General features: G+C 27.7%; 22 protein-coding genes. All 22 read right to left on the reverse strand.

What is annotated here, in order from left to right:
- Positions 1–14 precede the first annotated feature (14 nt).
- The 22 genes from EK17_RS02390 to EK17_RS02495 all read right to left on the reverse strand — a co-directional run bounded on the left by EK17_RS02390 (position 15) and on the right by EK17_RS02495 (position 22,556).
- Entirely contained in the window at positions 15–866 is an 852-nt protein-coding gene (locus tag EK17_RS02390; protein ID WP_035587162.1) for a sulfotransferase domain-containing protein, read from the reverse strand.
- Between the two features lie 22 nt (positions 867–888).
- A complete protein-coding gene (locus EK17_RS02395; RefSeq protein ID WP_035587164.1) occupies positions 889–2,256 on the reverse strand; it encodes a radical SAM/SPASM domain-containing protein in 1,368 nt (455 codons plus the stop codon).
- Entirely contained in the window at positions 2,249–3,016 is a 768-nt protein-coding gene (locus EK17_RS02400; protein WP_035587165.1) for a hypothetical protein, read from the reverse strand. Before EK17_RS02400 ends, EK17_RS02395 begins: the two co-directional genes overlap by 8 nt.
- Positions 3,017–3,024: 8 nt before the next feature.
- Positions 3,025–4,080 carry a radical SAM protein gene (locus tag EK17_RS02405; RefSeq protein ID WP_035587166.1) on the reverse strand — a complete coding sequence of 352 codons (1,056 nt, stop codon included), beginning with the start codon at positions 4,078–4,080 and terminating at the stop codon, positions 3,025–3,027.
- A gap of 53 nt (positions 4,081–4,133) precedes the next feature.
- Complete coding sequence (locus tag EK17_RS02410) at positions 4,134–4,958, reverse strand: hypothetical protein (RefSeq protein WP_156957504.1); 825 nt, start codon at positions 4,956–4,958, stop codon at positions 4,134–4,136.
- Between the two features lie 16 nt (positions 4,959–4,974).
- Positions 4,975–5,406: a hypothetical protein gene (locus EK17_RS02415; RefSeq protein WP_035587171.1), complete on the reverse strand. Its 432-nt coding sequence runs from the start codon at positions 5,404–5,406 to the stop codon at positions 4,975–4,977.
- The gene (locus tag EK17_RS02420; RefSeq protein WP_035587173.1) at positions 5,403–7,034 is read right to left on the reverse strand and encodes a glycosyltransferase family protein; all 1,632 of its coding nucleotides are present in this window, start codon (positions 7,032–7,034) and stop codon (positions 5,403–5,405) included. Before EK17_RS02420 ends, EK17_RS02415 begins: the two co-directional genes overlap by 4 nt.
- 72 nt (positions 7,035–7,106) lie before the next feature.
- Positions 7,107–8,825 (reverse strand): hypothetical protein, encoded by a 1,719-nt coding sequence (locus EK17_RS02425; RefSeq protein ID WP_035587175.1) that lies wholly within the window; start codon positions 8,823–8,825, stop codon positions 7,107–7,109.
- Entirely contained in the window at positions 8,818–10,398 is a 1,581-nt protein-coding gene (locus EK17_RS02430; protein WP_156957505.1) for a hypothetical protein, read from the reverse strand. The genes EK17_RS02425 and EK17_RS02430 overlap by 8 nt, the downstream gene beginning before the upstream one ends.
- A gap of 19 nt (positions 10,399–10,417) precedes the next feature.
- On the reverse strand, positions 10,418–11,905 hold the full coding sequence (locus tag EK17_RS02435) for a radical SAM/SPASM domain-containing protein (protein ID WP_035587177.1): 1,488 nt from the start codon (positions 11,903–11,905) through the stop codon (positions 10,418–10,420).
- Positions 11,902–12,990 carry an FkbM family methyltransferase gene (locus EK17_RS08930; protein ID WP_051904369.1) on the reverse strand — a complete coding sequence of 363 codons (1,089 nt, stop codon included), beginning with the start codon at positions 12,988–12,990 and terminating at the stop codon, positions 11,902–11,904. The genes EK17_RS02435 and EK17_RS08930 overlap by 4 nt, the downstream gene beginning before the upstream one ends.
- 1 nt (position 12,991) lies before the next feature.
- On the reverse strand, positions 12,992–14,125 hold the full coding sequence (locus EK17_RS02445) for a class I SAM-dependent methyltransferase (protein WP_035587178.1): 1,134 nt from the start codon (positions 14,123–14,125) through the stop codon (positions 12,992–12,994).
- A 2-nt stretch (positions 14,126–14,127) separates the two neighbouring features.
- Positions 14,128–15,198, reverse strand: coding sequence for a radical SAM/SPASM domain-containing protein (locus tag EK17_RS02450; RefSeq protein ID WP_035587180.1), 1,071 nt, complete (start codon positions 15,196–15,198; stop codon positions 14,128–14,130).
- A gap of 58 nt (positions 15,199–15,256) precedes the next feature.
- Positions 15,257–15,919, reverse strand: coding sequence for a class I SAM-dependent methyltransferase (locus EK17_RS02455; RefSeq protein WP_035587181.1), 663 nt, complete (start codon positions 15,917–15,919; stop codon positions 15,257–15,259).
- The gene (locus EK17_RS02460) at positions 15,912–16,769 is read right to left on the reverse strand and encodes an SDR family oxidoreductase (RefSeq protein WP_035587183.1); all 858 of its coding nucleotides are present in this window, start codon (positions 16,767–16,769) and stop codon (positions 15,912–15,914) included. The genes EK17_RS02455 and EK17_RS02460 overlap by 8 nt, the downstream gene beginning before the upstream one ends.
- Positions 16,766–17,659, reverse strand: coding sequence for a transketolase family protein (locus EK17_RS02465; protein WP_035587186.1), 894 nt, complete (start codon positions 17,657–17,659; stop codon positions 16,766–16,768). Before EK17_RS02465 ends, EK17_RS02460 begins: the two co-directional genes overlap by 4 nt.
- Before the next feature lie 3 nt (positions 17,660–17,662).
- Complete coding sequence (locus tag EK17_RS02470; RefSeq protein ID WP_035587187.1) at positions 17,663–18,439, reverse strand: transketolase; 777 nt, start codon at positions 18,437–18,439, stop codon at positions 17,663–17,665.
- On the reverse strand, positions 18,436–19,356 hold the full coding sequence (locus EK17_RS02475; RefSeq protein WP_035587188.1) for a glycosyltransferase family 9 protein: 921 nt from the start codon (positions 19,354–19,356) through the stop codon (positions 18,436–18,438). Before EK17_RS02475 ends, EK17_RS02470 begins: the two co-directional genes overlap by 4 nt.
- Positions 19,356–20,234: a radical SAM protein gene (locus EK17_RS02480; protein ID WP_051904370.1), complete on the reverse strand. Its 879-nt coding sequence runs from the start codon at positions 20,232–20,234 to the stop codon at positions 19,356–19,358. Before EK17_RS02480 ends, EK17_RS02475 begins: the two co-directional genes overlap by 1 nt.
- A gap of 15 nt (positions 20,235–20,249) precedes the next feature.
- On the reverse strand, positions 20,250–21,731 hold the full coding sequence (locus EK17_RS02485; protein WP_035587189.1) for a glycosyltransferase family protein: 1,482 nt from the start codon (positions 21,729–21,731) through the stop codon (positions 20,250–20,252).
- Between the two features lie 101 nt (positions 21,732–21,832).
- A complete protein-coding gene (locus EK17_RS02490; RefSeq protein WP_035587190.1) occupies positions 21,833–22,249 on the reverse strand; it encodes an HI0074 family nucleotidyltransferase substrate-binding subunit in 417 nt (138 codons plus the stop codon).
- Positions 22,230–22,556 carry a nucleotidyltransferase family protein gene (locus EK17_RS02495; protein WP_035587191.1) on the reverse strand — a complete coding sequence of 109 codons (327 nt, stop codon included), beginning with the start codon at positions 22,554–22,556 and terminating at the stop codon, positions 22,230–22,232. The genes EK17_RS02490 and EK17_RS02495 overlap by 20 nt, the downstream gene beginning before the upstream one ends.
- Between the last annotated feature and the right edge of the window lie 5 nt (positions 22,557–22,561).

Here is a 22,561-nt window from a genome sequence, read left to right on the forward strand (position 1 = left end):
CATATCCTCATATTTTAAAGACTATTATAAAATTCAATCTCTTCTGATAAGATTCCTTCTATTTTGCTTCTAATATCTTTATCTATATTAGAATATTTGTTTAAATGAGATGATGTTAAGTTTGATGACATTTGTATTCCCCCTTCTTCTGTAATATCTTTATAAATGTTTGTATTTAATTTATTTAATATTTCCTTTTTGGAAACATCCATATTTAAAAATTTTAATATTTTTGATAATACATTAACTGGTTGTTTAAGCAAATTTTCAAATTTAATTATTAAGTATTTACCTTTATATATATTGTTTAAATAATGAAGAGTGCTTTTAAACGCTAACTTATACAGAATTGCTCTTTGTTCAATAATTTCCATTTGACCTAAATATACGTTTAAATTTTTGGGTAGCATTAAAGAAAACTTTGAATAGACCATTTCTAATTTTTTTAAAAAAAGTTTGTAATTATCAGATACTTCCACAAATTTTTTTTGACTAGCAGAAATAACATTTTCTATAGGTTCTCTAATTATTAAAATTGGTGTAAATCTTTTTATTACATCTAAATCACTATATAGTAAAAGAGTTTGTAAAGGCATTTTGTATATAAATTTATTTATATCCTCAACTCTCTTATAACATTTTTTTTTGCCAAAAATATTTGTAATGTCATTTGATATATAATATTTAATGAAATTTGAATAAAGATAAACATCTTTAGATAATTTTTTCAATATTTCAGCCTGAATATTGGTTGGAAGTGTACAAATGTTTTTATATTTACCCAATTCATTTCTCAATATTGTTGTTCCACTCCTACCTATAAAATTCAAAATGACATATTCTTTAATTGGCATCAAAAATTCCATATCTCCTTAACTAACTTCTTAATTATATCAATGTTAAAACAGTAACTTTATTTCTTGGTTTAGCTTTTTTAATTTTATGCAATATTGTTTCTTTGACTTTGTTTTCAGTAGTACATAAAAAAATATAAAAACTTCCGTAACCTTGAATAACCTTTAGAAAATCTTTTTCACTTATAAAATCACTTCTTTTATATGTATTTACAATATCAACTACACATCTGACATCTAAATGTCTAAACATATTTACATTAACTAATTCTGCAAATAATCTTCCAGCTGGCCAAACGATAAGAGGAGATGTTTTAACAATATTTACAATTTTTTTACTCAATAAATCTTTTCTTTCTAAAATATTAGGCAATTTAACACTATTAACATTTCTAAATCTATCTTCACACCATTTATTATCACAAATTTTTGATGGTTTTTTAAATAAAAAACCTTTTCTTAACTCTTTATATACCTGAGAATTGAATAAATCTTTAATAGTGAAATTTTCGGCATCAAATTTATAATATCTATTACTTCCACAACAGGTACCATAATGTCCAGTATGAAATATCGTTAGCGTTTCAAATATTTCGTTACACACAAATGGATCTTGTTTAAAAAGTTTAAATTCAATTTCTTCATTATTACTATAAATTTCTGTTAACACTTTTAAGTTATGAGGGATTCCTAATCTATCCAATTTATATGCCAAGTTGTTATAAAGCTCGTCTATTTCAGCTTTACTGACCTTATTTATGTTTTTATTTTTTATAAAATCATCATCTCTTACGCAACTAAAGCTAGCACTTGAAACAAATATATCATTATCAAATAAAAAATTTGCAAATTTGTGAAATTCTCTAATATTTTCTTTTATTAATACTGTGTGAGATTTGATCTCTATCCCAACTTTACTTGCTATTTTAAGAGTATTTAAAAAAATTTCATATTTATCTACATGTATAATTTCTTTAAAAGTTTCTTTTTTAATAGCATCTATAGAAATTTGCAAAGCATCTAAACCTATCTCTTTTAAATAATAAATTTCTTTTGTATTTAATAGTGTTCCATTTGTTTGTATTTCAACTCTTTTATTTTTTTTCTTAAGTTCTTTTATAATTTCTAAAATACCATCATATAACAGCATCTCACCTGAGCCACCCAACACAACTGTCTGTATTTCATCTCCATCTTTAATATCATCTAATATCTTACGAAGTAATTTATCATCCATCGTTCTTTTATGTTTATACAAATTTATTAACTTTTTAGAATTCTGAGGGAAACAAAATTCACATCTAGCATTACATTTATTAGTTAAAGAAAGTTGCAATACTCTTGGTTTTCCTAAATTTATAAAATCATTTTTTGTTATCTCTAATTTTACTTCATCAATCATCAATTATCTCCATAAAAAGTTTAAGATTTTTGCTCATCTTTTGATTATTACATTTATAATTACGTTTACTATTATATAAATAGTTTTTGTAAGTTAGGCGAAATATGGAATCTAAAACAGACTTATTATTTATAGCAAAGGATAAAAGAACTAAAAACCTTTTTTCTTTAAATGTTGAGAAAATCAATTTTATTTTATCCATTGAAAGCGTTTCCGAATACAAATAATATAGTAGTTCCATTAAATCTCTTGTATAAAAACCTATCATATTCTTTTGTCTTTTTTCCGTCCAATGCTCAAAAGCCTTGTCATTACTTTCTGGATAGTTTTTAGGATGTACAGGATTAAAACATTTCTTATTTCTTTTTAATAAAGTTAACAACTCACTATCCCAAAAATAAATATGAATATTCACAACAAAAGCTATAATATACAAATCTTCACCTATTTCGTAAACTCTTTCTGGAAAAAGTTCTTTTAATTCTTTTACTTTTTCTATATTATCCGTTAAATACACTATCCTTTCATCAATTTCTAAAACCTTTTTTAATATTTCAATATCTTCATGATTTTGGGGATAATCACTGCTTATTAAAAATTTCTCTTGGATACCCAATTCATCCATAATTTTTCTTTTTATAGCTTCTACCCTGTTTTTATCATTTGCAAATTCTTCAGCTCTTTGCAATCTTCTATTAATTTTTACCTGCCTAATAGCATTATTCGCATTCTGTATATATTTTTTTACAGCATCATTCATTTTATCACCTATATAAAATTCACGTGCGCTACACTTGGATGCTTCAGCTCATACAAATACTCATTTATGGCGTTTGGTCTGCAATTTGGTGGACAAACCTTTTGGACATCAAGTTGTTTTTCCAACAATTCTTTTACCTGTTTCCTTTTTTCTGAATGCCAGATTTCCTTAAAACTGTTTTCATAAATATTTCCATACATAAATTCTTCTTTTCCAAGATACGGCAAACAGGAAATCAAGTTGCCTCCGCTATCTAAGATAGTAATAAAGTTGCACCCATAGCAATGTTTATATGTCCTTTTGCCGTATTTTTTAAAAGCGTTTAACCTTGCAACTACCTTAAAGTTTTCATTTGAATACGCTTCTATCTTTTTAAAATACGCATATATATCAATATCAAAGCCTCTATTTCTATAAAATTGGTTTTCATTCTGCAATACAAATGGCTTTATCGATAAATAGTCAACTCCAATGTCCCTTAATATAAATATCAAATTTTCAAGTGAATCAATATTTTCCGGCAATAAAACAAACTGAACACCTAAGGTTGTTTCTAATTTTTTATCTTCCTTTAATTTTTTTACATATTCGATATTTTCAATTACTTTATCAAATCTATCTCTTTGATGGATTTCACTGTATGTTTTTCTGTCCCCACCATTCACACTAAACCTTAAGAAGGTTAAAGAACCTATGGCTTTATCAGAAAGCCTATCTTTTAATAATTCCCCGTTTGTAAACATACCAACATCTATGCCGAGCTCTTTTGTTCTTACAACAAAATCATCAATATCGGGATGCATCAAAGGCTCGCCTTCTCCAGCATAAAGCATACTTTTAACACCAGCCTCTTTAACTTCTTCTAAAAACTCCAAAAGTCTTTCTTTTTTAAGCTTTCTATTTGGATATCCTATATAATCATAAGCACAAAAAATACATCTATGATTACAGCTACCAACAGGACTTATCTCCACATAGAGCGGATAACAATCACCCTTTTTCAAAAACTCAGCTACCCTGTCTGGATGGTAGTGAAGCTTGTGAGAATCTAAACTAAACTGCATATCTATACAAATCTCCTTAATAATTAAAATTATTTTTCACAATAAAAATTAATTCATTTATCATAACTATTGAAAAATTTTAACACACTCTCATATGTTAATATCTTTTTACCTGCCAACTCAGTAATATCAAATCCTTTTTGATATGGACCTCTAACAATAAAACCCACTCTATCTGCAAATTTTTTTCTAAATTCTTCCCTTGAAACTATTGGAATTGAAAATAATTCTCCTGTCTTGAAATCATCGATAAAGCAAATTACATTAAATTTCTCTTTAAGATCTTCATAAGTAATTGTTGCTGCTCTTGCAGCTCCAAGGATAGCTATTGATGAGCTATTCTCAATAAGTTTATAACCTTGAACTAAATCTTTATAAACTTCTCCAATCTCATCAATTCTTTCATATTTTTCTATACTCTTATCGACTAATTCACTCATATCATAACCCAAAGCTTTCAACTCATTCTTTGTAAGAGAATATACAAAATCTATCATATCATCAGTTAAAAATCTATTAAAATCGCCAATCTTTCTGCCTGGGTTATAGTGACGAAAATATTTATGTATATTAGGAAGGTTTTCAACTAAATTCTTATTTAAAGTTTTATCAATAGCGTCCTTTATAATCTTATCATCTAACATATTCTTATTATCTATTTTTTTAATAGTTTCAAATGGATAACGTATCAAATCTTCATATCTAACTAATAGATACTCATTTTTATATTTAAAATATCCATTAACGAACATTTTCCACTCTTCTATAATTGATAATAAGAAATCAAGATTTTTATATCTACTAAGAGCTAACAAATTTTGAGATTTATATTTTTCCATAAATTCAAAAACTTCTTTCGATTCATCTATGTATTTCATATAATAGTTAATAGTATCAAAGATGTTTCTTGTTAAAAATATTTTTTTCAAAGTTTTTAAGATATGGATTTTTTTCAATTTTATCCGGTGGTGCATAAATCCTCATCATATAATTATCTTTATTATTATTTTCACAGTTAGATAAAAAACTTAGAAAATCATTACTTATATATCCATTTACAATTTTTTCAAAAGCATTATTACTTCTATTGATTAATAAAGTGTGAATATTCATACAGCTTTTTTTTCCTATCAAAGATTGACCAATATTAGCTATAATTTTATAATTCAAAGCTCCATTTTCTTCTAAGAGTTTAAAAAGATCGTTTAAAAGATTTTGTATAGTTACTATAATTGGTGGTTTTCCTTTAGTATTAAACAATTTAGCCAACATATTCCCCATTACAGTTGAACCTGTTTTACCCATTGCACTCAACAGAATTTTCACTGATTTTCCTCCTTAAACAATATATCCCCATAAAAATTCATCAAAATATTTTCTAATTTTTCTTTGTTTAATTTATCTTTTAAATATTTAATTACATTTTCTCTGTATAAATTATAGTTTTTATTTCTCAAAATATCTCCTAATTTTTTTTCATCACCTTTTTTTAAAACAAATCCTATTTTGTATTTTTCTACAATATGTGCTGTTGCCTCAAGAGACTCAGAAGCAATAATTGGGAATCCCATAGTTATGTAAGTATATAATTTTGTTGGTATAGTATCAATTCCGTTTTGATTTGGATTGGTTCGGTAAAAGTTTTCCAAAATTGCTCCCCAGTATGGTACATCTTTTGCTTGATCAAAAATTTCTTCAATAGGGGTTTTACTGAAAATTTCAATATTATCATTTAGTTTATTTTTTAATTTCAATAAAGTATCATTTAATCCATGAGAAGAATATATCCTTATTGTGCATCCGCTATTACAAATATCATTAAATATTTTAGACAAAAAAGACCCTTCATAAATTTCTTTTGAATATCTATTTTCATCAGCAATAACACCAATATATAATAAATTTGTAACAATTGATTTGTTAATATTCAATCTATCATTTATTTCAAAAAAATCTGATACTGGTGGGAAAAAAATATTTTTTGATTTAATATTTGCCATATCTGAAACTTTATTACCATAAGTTCTATGTATAATCCCATCTACGATATTATAGTGTGCTATTAATTTTGCACTTTTGTAAGCACAAAGAGCTATTTTTTCTGAGATATTCCAACTTTTTGTTAAACATTTTATATTTTTTTCATCATTACCAATTAAATCTGGTAAATAATCCCCTATATCAAAAATAACTTTTGTGTATTTAAATAATGATTTCAAAACAACAGCTTCATTATAGCCATTACAATGAACATTATTAATATAAAATACCCACTTTTTAGTTTTTCTATATTTTAAGAATATCATTAAAAAATCATAATACTCCATAATGATACTCCTTTGACTTTGAATAATTTTTGCATCCTTTTGATTTTTTACAACATAAACAATAAGATCTGGTGAATAAAAATTGGACAAAGTTTCTAATTTAAAATAAATATCGGATAAAGGAGATATCAAAGTAACTAAAATTTTATTCTTTTTTAAAAAAAAATTTGTAAATTTACTCTTAGTTATTTTAGCTAAAACTTTTAATAATAAAACTTTTTCCCTTAAAGATAAATTTATATTGTTCTTTGAAAAAATACTATGTGGCACATTAATAAAATTTCTATATCCATACCTTGCAAATTTTTCTTTTAGTAGATCAGTATATTTTTCAGAGAGATTTATTATAATTATGCTTTTTTCAAAATTAACAATTTCATCTATTTTATATATAAAGTGTTCGTTTTTATAGTCATCAAAAAAATATACTTCATTTAAGTCTAATAATTCTTTAATTTTCTCCGCTAAACCATTATAAGGGGTAAAAGCGATAATATAATTGTTAAGAAAAACTCTTTTGTAATTTTTAATACAATATGATAAAATGACTGATAATATATTAGTAATTTTATTGTTATCTAAAAAAAATTCTATAAATTCGTTGATAACATCAGATTCTTTTTTCAAAAATCCTTTACTCCTTGCAATGTTTTTACAAATGCAAAATCAATATAATATTTACATAAACAATTGAAAAAGTTATGTATTTTGTCTTTCAACATAAAATTCTTTTCTGACTTTACTTATAAATTCAATAAGTTTCTCTATGTGAGTATCAATATAAAAAATTTTCCTTTCCTTCATTGTTACGCGATATAATTCATTCCATTTAATATCTTTTATTATTTTTTTAAAATTAATAATTTCAGGTTCTTCTATAGGAATAAAAAACTCTTTGGGGAACTTGTATGTAACATGAACTACCATCCTATTTAAAAACATCGGTAATCCCGCTGCACCGACAGCCAACAAACTTGAAGACACAGTAGTTAGTCTAAACATAATAAGCAACTCTTTAAGTTCTTTATGATTTATACTATTTATCATATCTAACACCTCAAATCCATTATCAACTATCCAACCTGCATGATACTGACTAATTTCCTCTATTAGTTCAAATTGACTCACGATAGAATTGTGCTGATGGAAATATCTCTTTTGTTCTTCTTTTAAACTTTCCATAAATTCGTATATTGTATCACTTGCAACATAATTATGCACATGAATTCTTTGAGATAAAATTTCTTTTAACATATTAGTTGAATCTCTGAGTTTATCCCCCATACCGCCAATAATTACTATATGGAATTCTCCATTATCAATTTTTTTTCTCAATTTAGGAATGTATTCGTTATATCTATAAAAAGATAACATAGGTTTATCTATACCAATAATATACTTTAAAGTGTTATGTATTTCATCTGTATTTGAATTACATATAATACCATCTGCTAATAATAATGTTTTTCTATATATTTGAAAATAATCATTAATATATTCATGATTTTTGATCACAGAATGGACAACATCATAAAGAAAAAGAAATTTAGGGACTTTTATTATTGACAATAAAAATGCTACAAATGCATAATTAATAATTGCTTTTTTGGCGTCAAATCCTGGATTATAAAAAGAAATATCATTAATAAAAACATTTCCTTTTTTTAAGTTCAAACAAAAATATACCATCTCTAAAGTTGTTAATTTATAACAATTTTTAATAACAAAATCATGAATCGTGCTATCTTGTTTTGCGTAAGCTAAATTATCTGATAATGTTAGTACATAGATTTTATAACCTTTCTTTTGCAAGCTTTTAAAAGTAGGTCCATAGTTATTAAATAACACTCCATTTATTGATATTAAAACGTTATCATTCAAAAAGTGTATTTTTTTTAGTAAAAAATCTACTTTGGCAACGTCTAATTTCTGTCCATGTAACATATCTAAATAAATATCTTTATCTATATATTTTTGTACCAAATCCTTTATCCAAACAATAGAAGCATCGTTACCTACTCTTTGAATCAAACTATTCTTTATGCTATCTCTGTAAGAAACTATTATTATATGATCAAACTTTTCTGCATTTATAACTTCTGGGGAAATAACAGTATATCCTTTTATTTTTTTACCCGCTTTAAAATCATCTAAAATGACAAAATTATATTCATTAATAACATCTATTATTTTTTCTATATAACTATTACAAGGGTATATTGCTATCTTATTAGGTTTACTATATTTTAAAAACTTTTTTAAAGCCGTTATACACTGAGTTCTCAATAAAATATCGTTATCAATATCATTATATATATTTAAACTTTCAATTACATGTTTCTCATTTAATGAAGTTTTAGATAAAATATTTTTCAAGTGATTTAGCATAAAATTAATAATTGTTCTCTTTTTATTCATCTTCGTAAAAAAAATTAATATTATATTTCTCTAATTTTAATTTAATTTTTATGGCTAATTCTTTTTTTTGAATAGTTAAAATCAAAAAATAATTATTTAATACTACAGGTTCACTTAACTCTTCAAATTTAATAACCTTAACACCTTGATAGTTGTCTGCATAAAAATTATCATCGATAATAAAGTCAATATTTTTTCTAAAAAATTTTAATAAAAAAAATATTTCTCTCCCATAATTACCTAATCCATATAAAACAATATTATTAGGAAGATGTTCTATTTTTTGTATAAACACTTCATTTTTCTCAAATATTGACAAAAAACTTTTTCCTTCACCAATCTCATTTAGAATAGAACTTAGCATTTCTATTATCTTTATAAAAGTTGAAATTTCATAGTAATTTTCAAGCAAGTATTCTATTTTCTTCAATATAATATCGTATTTATTTTTTATATTATCCTTAAATCCTAATAACATTATACACTTATAAATCTTTTCAATTATTTCTTTCAGCATATCCTTTGATAGCTCAATATTTCCTTTAATATACTTTTGCTGAGCCTCTTCAAAAAGTTCAAAAGTGATGTTATTAGAAAGCAGCTCTTTTGCCTTTGATATGTAGTAAGGCAATCTAATATTATTTTTAATTTCTTCACCTGATATATTCACCAAAAAATCTTTTTCAACTAATTTTAAATGATCACTGCCCGCATTTTTTTTCATCCAGGAAGCTAAAGCCAAAAAATTAAATTCCCCATTTTTTATAATCTTATTCGTTCTTTTTTCGACTAATTCAAAAGTATACATTGAAGCGTATTTACTATTATTTACATAACCTATTTCATTACCAGATAAGTCATCAAGGAAATTTACAGCCGCTGATCCATCTATACTATAAAATTTTTCCAAGTTTTTGGTGAAAACACTTGTTTTTATTGCAATAGGATGCAAATGAAAACCTCTCATTAAAAAACCATTAGAGACTTTTTCTATTAAAACTGAAGGCCAATTAGTAAAATTTTTTTCCGAAATTATATGTGATTTTGAGTTAATATGTATATGCTTGATAGCTAATTTAGATAACTCTGCAGAATCAACAGAAATACAATTTGTTTTTTTATTATAATATTTTTTTCTACAAATACGTGCCAATGAAGGATTTACTCTAAAACCTAACATATAAACAATTTTTTTGCCATCATAAATCAAATCATAAATATATTTAAAAAAAGAATTAGAATATATAGCATCGGCAACCATTAAAAACATATAATCATTCATTTTGCTTTTTTGGGTTATAATGTCAAAATGACTATAACTCATAACATAATACTTATCTTGTTCGCCATTTAATATTTTGTCGATGTATTCAAAATTCACATTTGCAATATCTTTTAATTTTTTAAAAGAAATTGATTCTTCAAATAAATGCTTATTACTCTTCGATGTATAAATAAAATAATCAATAATACAATTTCTATCACTTAGATAAGGTAAATTATTATCAGCTAATTGAGAAGGCAATGAGTATTCTAAAAAACTTTTTACATATATATCTCCCCAAACCGGCACACAAAAAACTAATCTTATTTTATTGATCATTTAAACTTTTTATAGCTTCACTTACTAACTTTATAATTTTTACATTATTTAACTTAGATAATTTTGCTTCTATTATATCTTCATAAAGCGTAGATAATATGAGGATTAAATTGATGTTATTTTTTGTAATTTTACTTTCATCAAATAGCTCAACTTTTCTATTATTTATCATTTTGTTATTTGGCTTGTCGTCAAAAAAAATTTCAACTTTTAATCTGTCTGAGTCAACATTTTTAAAAAACTTTTTAGTAAATTCTCCTGCCCCAAAAATTGCTATTTTATGATCTTTAAAATACTCATTTTGTTCTAAAAATCTAATAATCTTTTCAATATAAATATCATCTTTTGAATAGTTGATTTTGTTGCTTAAAATTTTTTTCAATATATTAACGTCTGGCACACTTCCCTCGAATTTTTTATTGCACAAAATTTTACATACTTTTAAATTGTAACCTGCTGCCATCATTATTCTAAATTTAAGTACTTCCTCATCATTCCAAGCCTGCTTAGGATCGCCATCAAATGCATCTTTTGGTAAGGTTTGCAACCCTCCACAACAATAATTCACCTCACCATCTATATTTATTTGAAAATGAGTAAAAGGCTGTCTGCAGCGCTGGGTATATATACTTTTATGTTGTTTTAGTTTATTTGAAAGATTATTTAATTTTAAGGATGAAGAACTAAAGTTCAAGTTCAAATTATATAATGAACATTCATCTTGAAGTTTTTCCAAAAACTCCAAAATTTCATCATCTTCCATATTTGTAAAATTATTTGAATCTAAATCAGGATGAAAAACAGCTTTAACCATATTTAAAGTTATATTGCTAATACCTAAATTATGTAAAAGTTTTGGAAATTTTAATAAAGATTTACTATTCTGCTTAAAAAAAACACTCATAATAGAAATCTTATCTCCAAAAACATTATATAAATATTTTAAATTTTCCAAAAATATTTCAAATTTTCCACCTTTTCTTAATGATTCATAGATTTCTTTATCGGCTCCATCAGTACTGATGATTATAGATCCAATTTTAAGCTTTGATAATCTAATTATATCTTTCTTCTTTAAAGTTTGAGCGTTTGTAGATATATGAATAGATTCATAATATTCTTCTAATTCTTCTAAAATTTCAATAAAATAAGGATATAAAAAAGGCTCTCCAGCTCCGCTAAAAGCCAATCTTTTGAAAGGCCCATTCTTTTTTATAAAATTTATCAATTTTTCTTTAGAATTTATTTTTTTATCAAAGATAGAAATTTTACTGCCATAGTGATTAAAACAAAATGGGCAGTCTAAATTGCAAATAGTGCCAACATCTAACAAAACAGTTTCTGGTGGCCATGGCAATGTTGCTGCTTCTTTTAACTCATTTATTTCTTTTTTTGTATAATTTTCGCTGAACCTTTTCCAATCATCATCAATATATGAATATGGCATCATAAAATAATCTCTTGTTTTCTTTTTCATTTTCTGTTCCCGTAATAAATTCCAAACATCTTAATTCCTGACCATAAAAAACCTTCGTTGCATACTATCCATAACTTATAATCAGGTTCAATTTCTTTAATAAATTTCGGGATTTCATAAATATCCTCTGGTTTATGATATAAACATATTGCTAACTTTGGTTTACATTTTTTTATTAAATTTTTGGCACCTTTTAAAGCTTTAAGCTCATAACCTTCTATATCCATTTTAATAAAATCTACATGTTCTAAAATATCATCTAATTTTACAGTTTCAACTTTCATATCAGTTTCATAATCTACAATCATGCTGCCACCTGAACTTTCAACAAAAAATTTTGTGCTGTTACTATCTCCCAAAGCCTTGTTAAAAATAACAATATTTTTAATTTCTTTTGTTTCCTCTTTAATTCTGTTAAAGCTATCTTTATTTGGTTCAAATCCGTAAACAGTATTGTTCGTATATTTTGCAAAATTGGTTATTTGCTGTTCCCAACCATAAGAAGTACCTGCATCAACAACTATATCATTCTGCTCTATAATAACATCATTATAAAAATACAAATTTTCGATCTTGGTTAAAGTCTGAAACTTTGCATTCAGATCATATGGATATCCTTTTGCGATCATTTCCTTCGTTTTATTTAAATAATCAAAAGGATAACCTCTCAATAGAAATTCCTTAAAACAATTTGGCTCAAAATATTTTAATGCTTTATCTATATAGTGTTTGTTAGCAATATTTGGAACGCCATAAGCTTGAGTAATTATCTGTGCCATAAATAATTCTATAGAATCAACTTCTTTATATCCCTTTTTGTAACACTTTGCTTTTAATTTTGTAATTAAAGCTTCATTGTTTGGTTCTACTGCTAATATTACTTTTTCATCTAATAATGGAGCATCTTCGATTTTATAACAATACTCACACTTTTTATAATCATCAATAAAAAATAAAACTTCGCATCCCATATCATCCAGCATTTTAGATAAAGCTATCCCTAAATCTCCATAAGGATAAATTATAACTCTATTTTTCGGAATATTATCTTCAATCCATTTCTTAAAATATTTTCTATAATACAATTTATTCTTCCTTAACAAAACTCAAATATATTTGTCCTCTACCAAATAAAGGCTTTAAAAATTTCATATCTCTAACCTCATCTGGTGATAAATTCTCTTTTTTACTTAACTTTATAAATTCATGTATAGCTAAAGAAAGATTTTTATCAACTTGTTTCAAATTATTGGATATTGCTTCTAATATCTCTATCATCTCTCTTTTCTTATTTTGATTATCATTTTTTTCTAATGACTTAACTATCAAAATTAACCTTTTACATAACATTGAAAGTTCTATATTTTCCTTTTCTTCTCTTTCTCTATATATTTTCAAGTAATTTATAAAATTATGTCTAATTGAATTAAATTGTTTTATAAAGTATTCATTATATTCTGTAGGCTCAATCGGAAGACTTTTATACCATCTAAAATCTTGAAAAATATTCGGACTTGCCCCATAAAAAAAATAATCTCTCTTAAAAAATCCAATGGCATCTACAATGCTAAAAGTGTGATTATATATTGCGTCACAAATCAAATCAGCACACCAATCTTCATATTTCCTTGTCATACCTTTTATACTATCTAAATGAGGGGTAAAAGCTCTAACCAAGATGTTAATTTTTCCTTCAAAATTTTTCTCATTTTTTATAAGCTCATTTGCTAAATATCTTCTTAAAATTTCAAAAAACATTGAAATCTCATCAGCAACAGTAATAACCAAAAAACCATCTTTTTTTACAAAGTTTGATAATCTTTTTAAAAAAGATTCTCTATTAGACAGTCCTTGAATTAATCCTTCACACAAAACAATGTCAAACTTATCCTTACAATCAAAATCTTCTAATAATATATTATAAAACTCAACATTATCTTTAAATCCTCTCTTATTAAAATTATCTAATAATTCATTAAATCCTGCTTTATTTGGTTCTATTAAAACATATCTGCTTGGTTTCATCAAATAAGTAGCTAATGAATTGTATCCTCCACCAGATCCAACCTCTAAAACATCTTTACCTTTAAACAACATCTTAGGTAAGCCCAATTGTCTATATAAACCTTCCCTTCTTTTACAATGTATATCAAAATTATTAATATTTTGCCTCACAGGAGAAATCTTATATTTTTCGTAAAATGCTACATACTCATTCATTTTTATACAAATCCTAAATGTTCTTTATCAATATTTAAATATTCTAAAATCATTGTATTTTTTTCATTTGCAACGCAATGGTGATTACAAACTTTAGAGGGATTAATTTTGAAGAATTTTTCTTTATTATTGAACCAAAACTCTTTAAAACTAACATTCTTTATACTTCCAATCAAACCATCTTCTAAGTTATATGCTTTATCCTGACAGGGATAAATATTTAAATCTGCGCCTATGACAGGTAAAATTTGTAAATAAGGACACCAATCGTAATTTTTTTCAAATGAATCTAATTGGGTGTGATAAGCATCAAACACTTCAAAATTATCATCTTCAAGCTCTATTTTAGTTTTTATAGCCAATTCTTTTGCTTTATCAAAAAAAGAACTATGGTATTCGTTATTTTTTCTCCCGGAATTATCCACAATACAAGGAGCTATTTTGAAACTATCTACACCTAAATTTTTCATTAGTTTTGCAAAGTCATAAATATATTTATAATTATTTTTATCGACAATATAACTAATTCCTAAAATGCATTTTCCGCCAATTTTTTTAAAGTTTTCAATGTTTTTTAATATTTTTGTGAATTCTCCAATTTTAACATTTCTATATTTTGAATAACTTTCATCATCCCAACCATCTATGGATATCCTTAACCAAGTTGCATGATGAGCAAACAATTCAGCTATTTCACCTTTTAATTTACTTCCATTAGTTAAAGAAGCAAATGCAATTTTGCTTTCAATAATCTTTTTTACCGTTTCTAAAAAGTATTCATAGACAAATGGCTCTCCACCGCCACTGAAAGTAATTGCTTTAACTCCCATATCTTTACAATCTTCAATTATTTCAAACATCTTATCTTTTGGTATAGAATCTCTAATATTCATATCTTTGCCTAATTGAAGATTATCTGCTCTGTAGGCACAATACCAACAATTATGGTTGCATCTATTCGTAGGTTTTATTCTGATATGAATTGGAGGTAAAATCTCTTTTGTGCTTTTTGGTAAGGATGCTAATTTTTCTTTATAATAGAAAATTTTATACTTTGAATACTTTCGATTCATCATATTATTTTTAACTTTTTAGTTTTCCAATTCCTCTCAAAATAAGCCATTACATTTCTTACTCAAAATAGATAAACTCATAATCGCCGCTATATCCAAACTCCTTATACAACCAGATCCACTCATCAGGCCTAAAAAAGCATTCACAGGTTAATGCCCAGCACTGCAAATTAAAAAGCTCTCTTTCGTTTCTATAGCTCTCAACCACAATATATTTATTTTTCCCTACTCTTTCAATTTCTTCTAAAGCAGTTTTTAAATCATAGATTTTCAAGTTATGTAATGTCGTTATTGAAATAACTAAATCAAACTCATTATCGCCAAAGGGGTAAACATCAGCTGCATCGTATACAAACAAATTATCTCTAATCTCTTCTTTTGCATTATCGATTGCATACTTACTTATATCAAATCCAGCAACCTCAGCACTTGGAAGTAATTTTTTCAATTCATAGAGTAAAAACCCTTTTCCACATCCAACATCTAAAATTCTACATCCATCTTTTAGATCGTATTCCTCTATCAAGTCCTTTGCCACAATTTGCCATCTACCGTCATATTTATATCCGCCGTAGCCGTATCTTCTATCCCCATCCCAAAAATTCTTATCGTACTTTCTTGCCTCTATCATACATTCAACTTTATTATCAATCATTCTTGAGATGTAATCTCTCTTTGTTCTCTTATGAAGTTTATTTACTATATTTAAAAACCTACCCATCTTTTTTCTCCTTTTCTACATAATCTTCTAAAGCTTCTTTCCAATTCCGTAAAGGCTCTAACTTGTTAGAAGTTAATCTGGTATCAAGTGGCTTTTTACCTTTCTCGTATTTCGAAAAATCTTTGGCTTTTGCTCTATTAATAGTGACATCATCTATTCCCATAAGGGTAAAAAATTGTTTTGCAAAGTCGTATAAACTTGCGCCATCGCCACCATTAAAGATATGATAGATACCAAATTCTAATCTATTTATTACTATTTCTATCATCTTTACGGCAACATCCACATTATATGATGGCATACTAACAATGTCATCAGCAATATTTAAAACCTTTTTACCGCTTTTATAAAGATTATACATCTTTTCAATAAAGATATTTCCTCTATTTTTTCTTTTTCCAAATAGTATTGGTATCCTGAAGATATAATATTTTGAACATAAATTCCTCACCATTAATTCGCCGTTGAACTTTGTAAGTCCATACATGTTTAATGGATTTGGAGTTGAATTTTCATCATATGGCGGATTTTTTCCATCAAATATGGCATCTGAACTAACTTGAGCCAAAACATATCCATTTTCTTCACAAAAAACAGCTAAATTTTTAACAGCAAGCGAGTTAACCTCAAAGGCTTTTGTAGGATTTGCCTCGCAAGGTTCAACACCCAAATAAGCAGCCGTATTTATCACAATATCAGGGCAAAAGGATTCTATTTTTTCAAAATCATCAATATGTGTAATATCAAAATCTCTGTGCAATAGAGGCAGGCATTCAATACCCAGGCTGTTTAGTTTATCAACTATGGCATTTCCAACCAGCCCATTTGCACCAATTACACACACCTTCATTTTGTTGCGCCGCTATTCATTATTTCTAAAATCCTTTTGCCTACACTATTCCCATCTATTTTATAGTATTTTCTCAAATAATCTCTATTGCCAATCTTGTGTATATATTCATTTTTTATACCAAATTTATATACCCTTTTATTAACCCTATCCCTCAATAAACTTCCAAAACCGCCATTTACAAAATGCTCCTCAAGACTAAAAACATACTCATACTGTCTTAAAAATTCCTCCCAATCAAAATCGCTGTTTATAAATGGAACCGTTACAACATCTATATCAATTATATCTAAAATCTTTTCAACCTCATCCACAATAGAGCCATGAACAAGCAAAACGGCATTTGAGTTTGACTTGTTTATATAGTTTGGCTTTGTTATATCAATATCTTTTGTATGTAAAATTTTATCTCCGCTTTTTGCTATTCTTATATAGCTTGGTTTGTTTGAAGCAATCGCATATCTTAAACATTCTATCCCCTCAGCTGGATCAGCTGGTGAAAATATCTGCAGATTTGGCAAAGACAGAGCAATTGTAATATCTTCTACACTGTAGTGGGTCATGCCTGCTGGAGCATAGGTGATACCGCTTCCAATCCCTATTAAAACAACAGGCAATTCCTGATAGCAAATATCGTTTCTAACCTGCTCATAACACCTCATTAAAACAAACGGGATAATATTATAATAAAACACCTTATGACCATTTAAAGCCAAACCGCTAACAATTCCAACGGTAGCCTGCTCATTTATTCCTGTATTCAAAAACTGTTGCGGCAACTGTTTTTTAAACTCATCCCATACACCAAAACCAGCATCTCCCACTATCAAAAAACCATTTTTATCCCTTTTGCAGAATTCAAAAATCTCATTTGCAATTCTATTTCTCATTTACTATTCAAGCTCCTTCAAAGCCTCTTCTAAAAGCTCATCGGTAACCACAAAATAATGCCACTTAAGCTGGTTTTCCATAAAACTAACGCCTTTGCCTTTAACAGTATCACAAATTACAGCTTTTGGTTTTGAGGTTTTAATTTTTAAGGTTTCCTCAATTTCTTTATAGTTATGTCCATCTATCCTGAACACATCCCAATTAAAGGCTTCAAATTTTTTATCTATCGGCTCATAAGAAAGCAGCTCACTTGCCCTGCCATACCCTTGCAGATTATTTCTATCTATAATTATCGTTAAATTATTCAAGCCAAGATGCGGTGCAAGCATCGCTGCCTCCCATACACTACCCTCTTGAGATTCCCCATCACCCATTAAAACATAAACCTTTCTATCGCTCTCTTTTAACCTAAATGAATAAGCCATTCCGCAACCAATCGGAAAACCATGCCCTAAACTACCAGCGCTTATTTCAATATACTTATTTGAGGCTCTATCTGTATGAGCAGGCAAAACCCCTCCATTTTGATAATAGCTCAACAATTCATCTTCTTTTAAAAAACCTTTTTCATACAAAGTTGCATACAATGCCATAGCCGAATGGGCTTTGCTTAAAATAAAAATATCCCTTTTTTCATAGTCTTGCAATCTTAATATTTGGAAATACAGCACAGTCAAAATATCAACCACGCTTAATGCAGAGCCAACATGCGGTGATTTTGAGAGATTTGCAATTTTAAGAATATTTTTTCTAATATTTTTAGCGTGCTGTTCTATCATATCATACCTTTTATCTCTTCTATTAAATCATCAATATCAAACTCATCCATACAAAACTTTTCATACTCACAGACCGCTTTATAACAAGGCATTTTAGGACAACTGCTTTTTGGGGTTAAAAACTTAACATCTCCGTAAGGATAAATTTCGCTATAATCTGTAGGTCCAAACAAACCAATAACCCTTTTGTTTAGAGCCATTGCAAGATGAAGACCCAGGCTATCCTGTGTTACAATCAGCTTTGACTGATTAATCCAATCAATATACTCCTTCAAATTATTAAGCCCCTTTTGCCAATCAACTCTATATCCCAACTTAGTCAATTTATCGTATAATTCATTCCATTTTTCTTTACTCATAGCCTTTGTAGGCCATTTCAAACCAACTTTATAATTAAGACCTACATCAAAAACCTCTTTTGTTTTTGGCTTATATCCAAGGGAATATCTCTGTTTTTTCCATTCAAGACCCAAATGCTCAATCAAAATCTTTTGCCAATAATCTTTTTTTGCACTTTTATTATTAATATAATCCATAAAACTCACTTTTTTCTCATATTCGGTTATTTCAAAATCATTTCCAAGTCTAAAGCCGAATTTCCTCCATGCATCTATCATATCAGCCAATGCACAGATTCCAGGGTGTTTTTCTAAATTAATAACAATATCAAACCGCTCTCTAAGCAACAAAAATCCCACAAACTCATCCCATATAATAAGCTTATCGATATACGGATTGCCCTCGACAAGTTCAGCAGACTTCTCATGCGTTAAAAATATTATTTTACTATTCTTGTATTTTTCTTTTAATGCTTCAAGTATAGGGGTTGTTCTTATAACATCACCTAAAGATACAACTTTTGAAACTTCTTTGTCTAAGGTTTCAGAATATCCAAGCTCTATAATCAAGATCTTCATCATATATCTCTTATATCAATAATATCAACGGATGTATGGCCGTATTGCTGAAACCTATTGGTTTTAATTTTAACATCACACGGGTTGCAGTCTCCATAAAAATAACATTCTCTATATTCATCTATCATATCGGCACTGAATTCATCATCTAAAATATGAGCATACGGGTTTCTTCCGGCATACAAATCAGAATGACACCTATAAACATATCCTGCCGGATCTATTAAAAGTTCTGTCGTTTTACATTTACAATATTTCAATTTATCACCACAAACAGCTCCTTCATATTTAAATGTTCCATAAATCTTGCCGTTATATTCTCCCAAAAACTCCTTGGTTCTAAAATCAATATTTTCCTTTAACGCCTTCTGTTGGGCTCTCAATACCTGCTCTTTAATCTTTTCATCTGGGTGTAATATTCCATAAATTCCTACCCTGAATCCAGCGTCTTCCATCTTTTTCGTTTTATATATTAAATCGTCTATATCGTTTTGCCCTGGATGATAGCTAACTCTTATTGGTGCATATGGAGCCTTTCTTGTAAATCTTTCAACAGGCACATTCTTTATAAACCAATCCACATCAAACATCATATTTGTTAGTAAATCCATTTTTATTTCTGGCTTTACCTCTTTGGTTAGGATATCAAAACCTTTATAGAGAGTTGGTTCACCACCCTGTAAAGTAATTGGCAAATCTTCCCTTAATTCCAGCATATTTGCTATTTTTATCCACTCTTCGACTGTTAAATTTTTCCTTGTTGCCTGCTTATATCTACTACCACCATTATGAAGGTTTATGCAATATGGACAGTTCAGATTACAGGCAAGTGTAAGAAAAAATGCCACATAATTGTGATGTTCCTTTAGTTTAACCATTGCCTACCTCTTTTACTATTTTCTTTCAAGCTGCACTGCAAGTCCACCTTTTGCAAGAAATTCTTGCAGTGCCTGACCAGCCGCAAAATAGAAAGGTGCAAGATATACATCTATCACCCACCCATAAACATGTTTATTTATAAAACCCGTAAAAATAAATCTATCTTCAGGGATACCGTATTTTTTAATTTTTTCTTTAATGCCTTCGTTATTCCCACTGCCGCAGGCAAGATATATTGTATTTGAGTTTTCCTTCATTATCTCGGCCACTGTTTTTATATATTCATCATTATCAATCTTAACCAATCTACCTATTGTTCCTAAAATTACCGTATCCTGCCCATATTTTTCAAGCAGTTGTTTTTTTAGTTTTAAACCCTCTTTTTTCTCTTCTTCGCTTCCAACAAGTTCTTCCTTTGAGAAAGGAATACTAAATATTTTCCATTCATAATCTTTGCATTCTTGAGAAAAATGCGAGATTCTTTCATCTATACCCTCAAAATCTATGGCGCAATTACCATGCGACCAATAGATTTGCCTTGGGGCTGTTCTTGTTATAAATAAAAAATGCACAGTTGGATGCAATATGCCGTTTGCTATTAAAATATCAAACTTTTCATTAATTATAAAATCTCTTATCTTTAAGGCTTTCTGAACCTGATTGTAATAAGCTGAATTTATACAGTTTAACTCTTTATGAAAGTTTATGTATTTAAGCCCTGTCGATTTTAATATATCCTCATCCTTTTTTAGACCGGGACCCAAATCACAAAACTCTATATTTAAAATGTAAAACTCATAATTTTCATCTTTTAAACTACCCAATACTTTAAATAACTCTTTTGCCACATTATTTGGTGAGTGTAAAACAGCCCTATCTATTAAAAAACCTACCTTCTTCTTTTTATTACTATAACCGTCTTGTACAGGTTTTATGTTGTATTTTTTTATCATTGTATTTTTTATAAATTTTGATATTTTGCTGTCTATTTCTCTGTTAAACCTTTTGCGTTCATTAGATGTTTTATTCTCATGAATAAAAGAAATAGTTAAAGGCGCATACAGAAAAAATACCATCTCATCATTTTTGGATTTTATTTCGCTATATAGGAGTTTTTTGAGTATCGGATAAAACATAGCAAATTCTTTATCTATGTATTCTAATCTCACATGAAAAAACTTAATCAAAAACTCCTTTTTCTTGTAAGTAGTAGCATTCTTATATGTATTGCCATAGAAAAACTTACCCAAAACATCTATATATTCGCTATTTGTTTCAAATAGAACCTTGAATAACTGTCGATTGGTTACAATTTCGGCATTATCCATTTCAAAATACTTCTGCCTAAATAATTCCTTATTTTTAGTTATGAGATAATAAATAATCAAATCATCTGCTTTGCTTAAATCAAGGTTTTCCAGAAGATACTCTTTATCGCTTTGGCTTAATTCTATACTGTTTTCTTTTAATGACTTAATAAGCTCGCTTTTTTTCATTAACCTGTTAAATACCGCCAATCCCTAAATCACGCTCTATTTTATACAACTCTAAATCATGAATATCAATATTTAAAAACGGCCAACATACAACTGTTATATTATTCTTTCTCACATTCCCTTTCTATTTCAGAAAACCTAACTCTCAACGCTTTATACAACAACTCAAATTCATTTAAATAGACTTTCTTGATTCGATTGTATATCATCTTAGCGGTATCTTCATCATATATATGCAATATCAGGTTTCTATCATTAAGTATTTCTACCCACTCTTTTTCATGATTGATATAGCCATTCTGGTAAGCCTTTTTTATACAATCCCTTGGTGAGGTGCATTTTATTCCCTCATACAGTAAAAATTTCTTCACTGTTTTCCATCCCATCTCAAATGTAAACTCAAACCTTTTTATAGTGCCATCAACGGCAAGCTCGCTTTCTTTCTCATTTAAAGCTTCCTTTAGCCTTGATAAAGCAGAGTAAAAATAATTCAACTTATCATTTAGAATTTCTCTCATAAACCACAACACCCTCTTTTAAAATCTTGCTTTTTAAAGCATCGTTTTTTAGTTCTTCAAACACAACAAGATCAACATCCCTTAATGTATTTAATTTTTCATTTAATCTATCTCTTACAAGCATAACATTGCCTCTGTCTACACCAAATAAAGCAACATCTATATCGCTGCTTTGTGTAAAATCACCTCTTGCCATGGAACCAAAAATAGCTATTTTTTCAACATCAACTTCAGAGATAATAATATCAACAAGTTGATTGATAAGCTCTATAGATAAATTCAATTTAGCCTCTTTAATATTCTTCATCTAAA

Source organism: Hippea jasoniae (genome assembly GCF_000744435.1).
Classification (GTDB): Bacteria; Campylobacterota_A; Desulfurellia; order Desulfurellales; family Hippeaceae; genus Hippea; species Hippea jasoniae.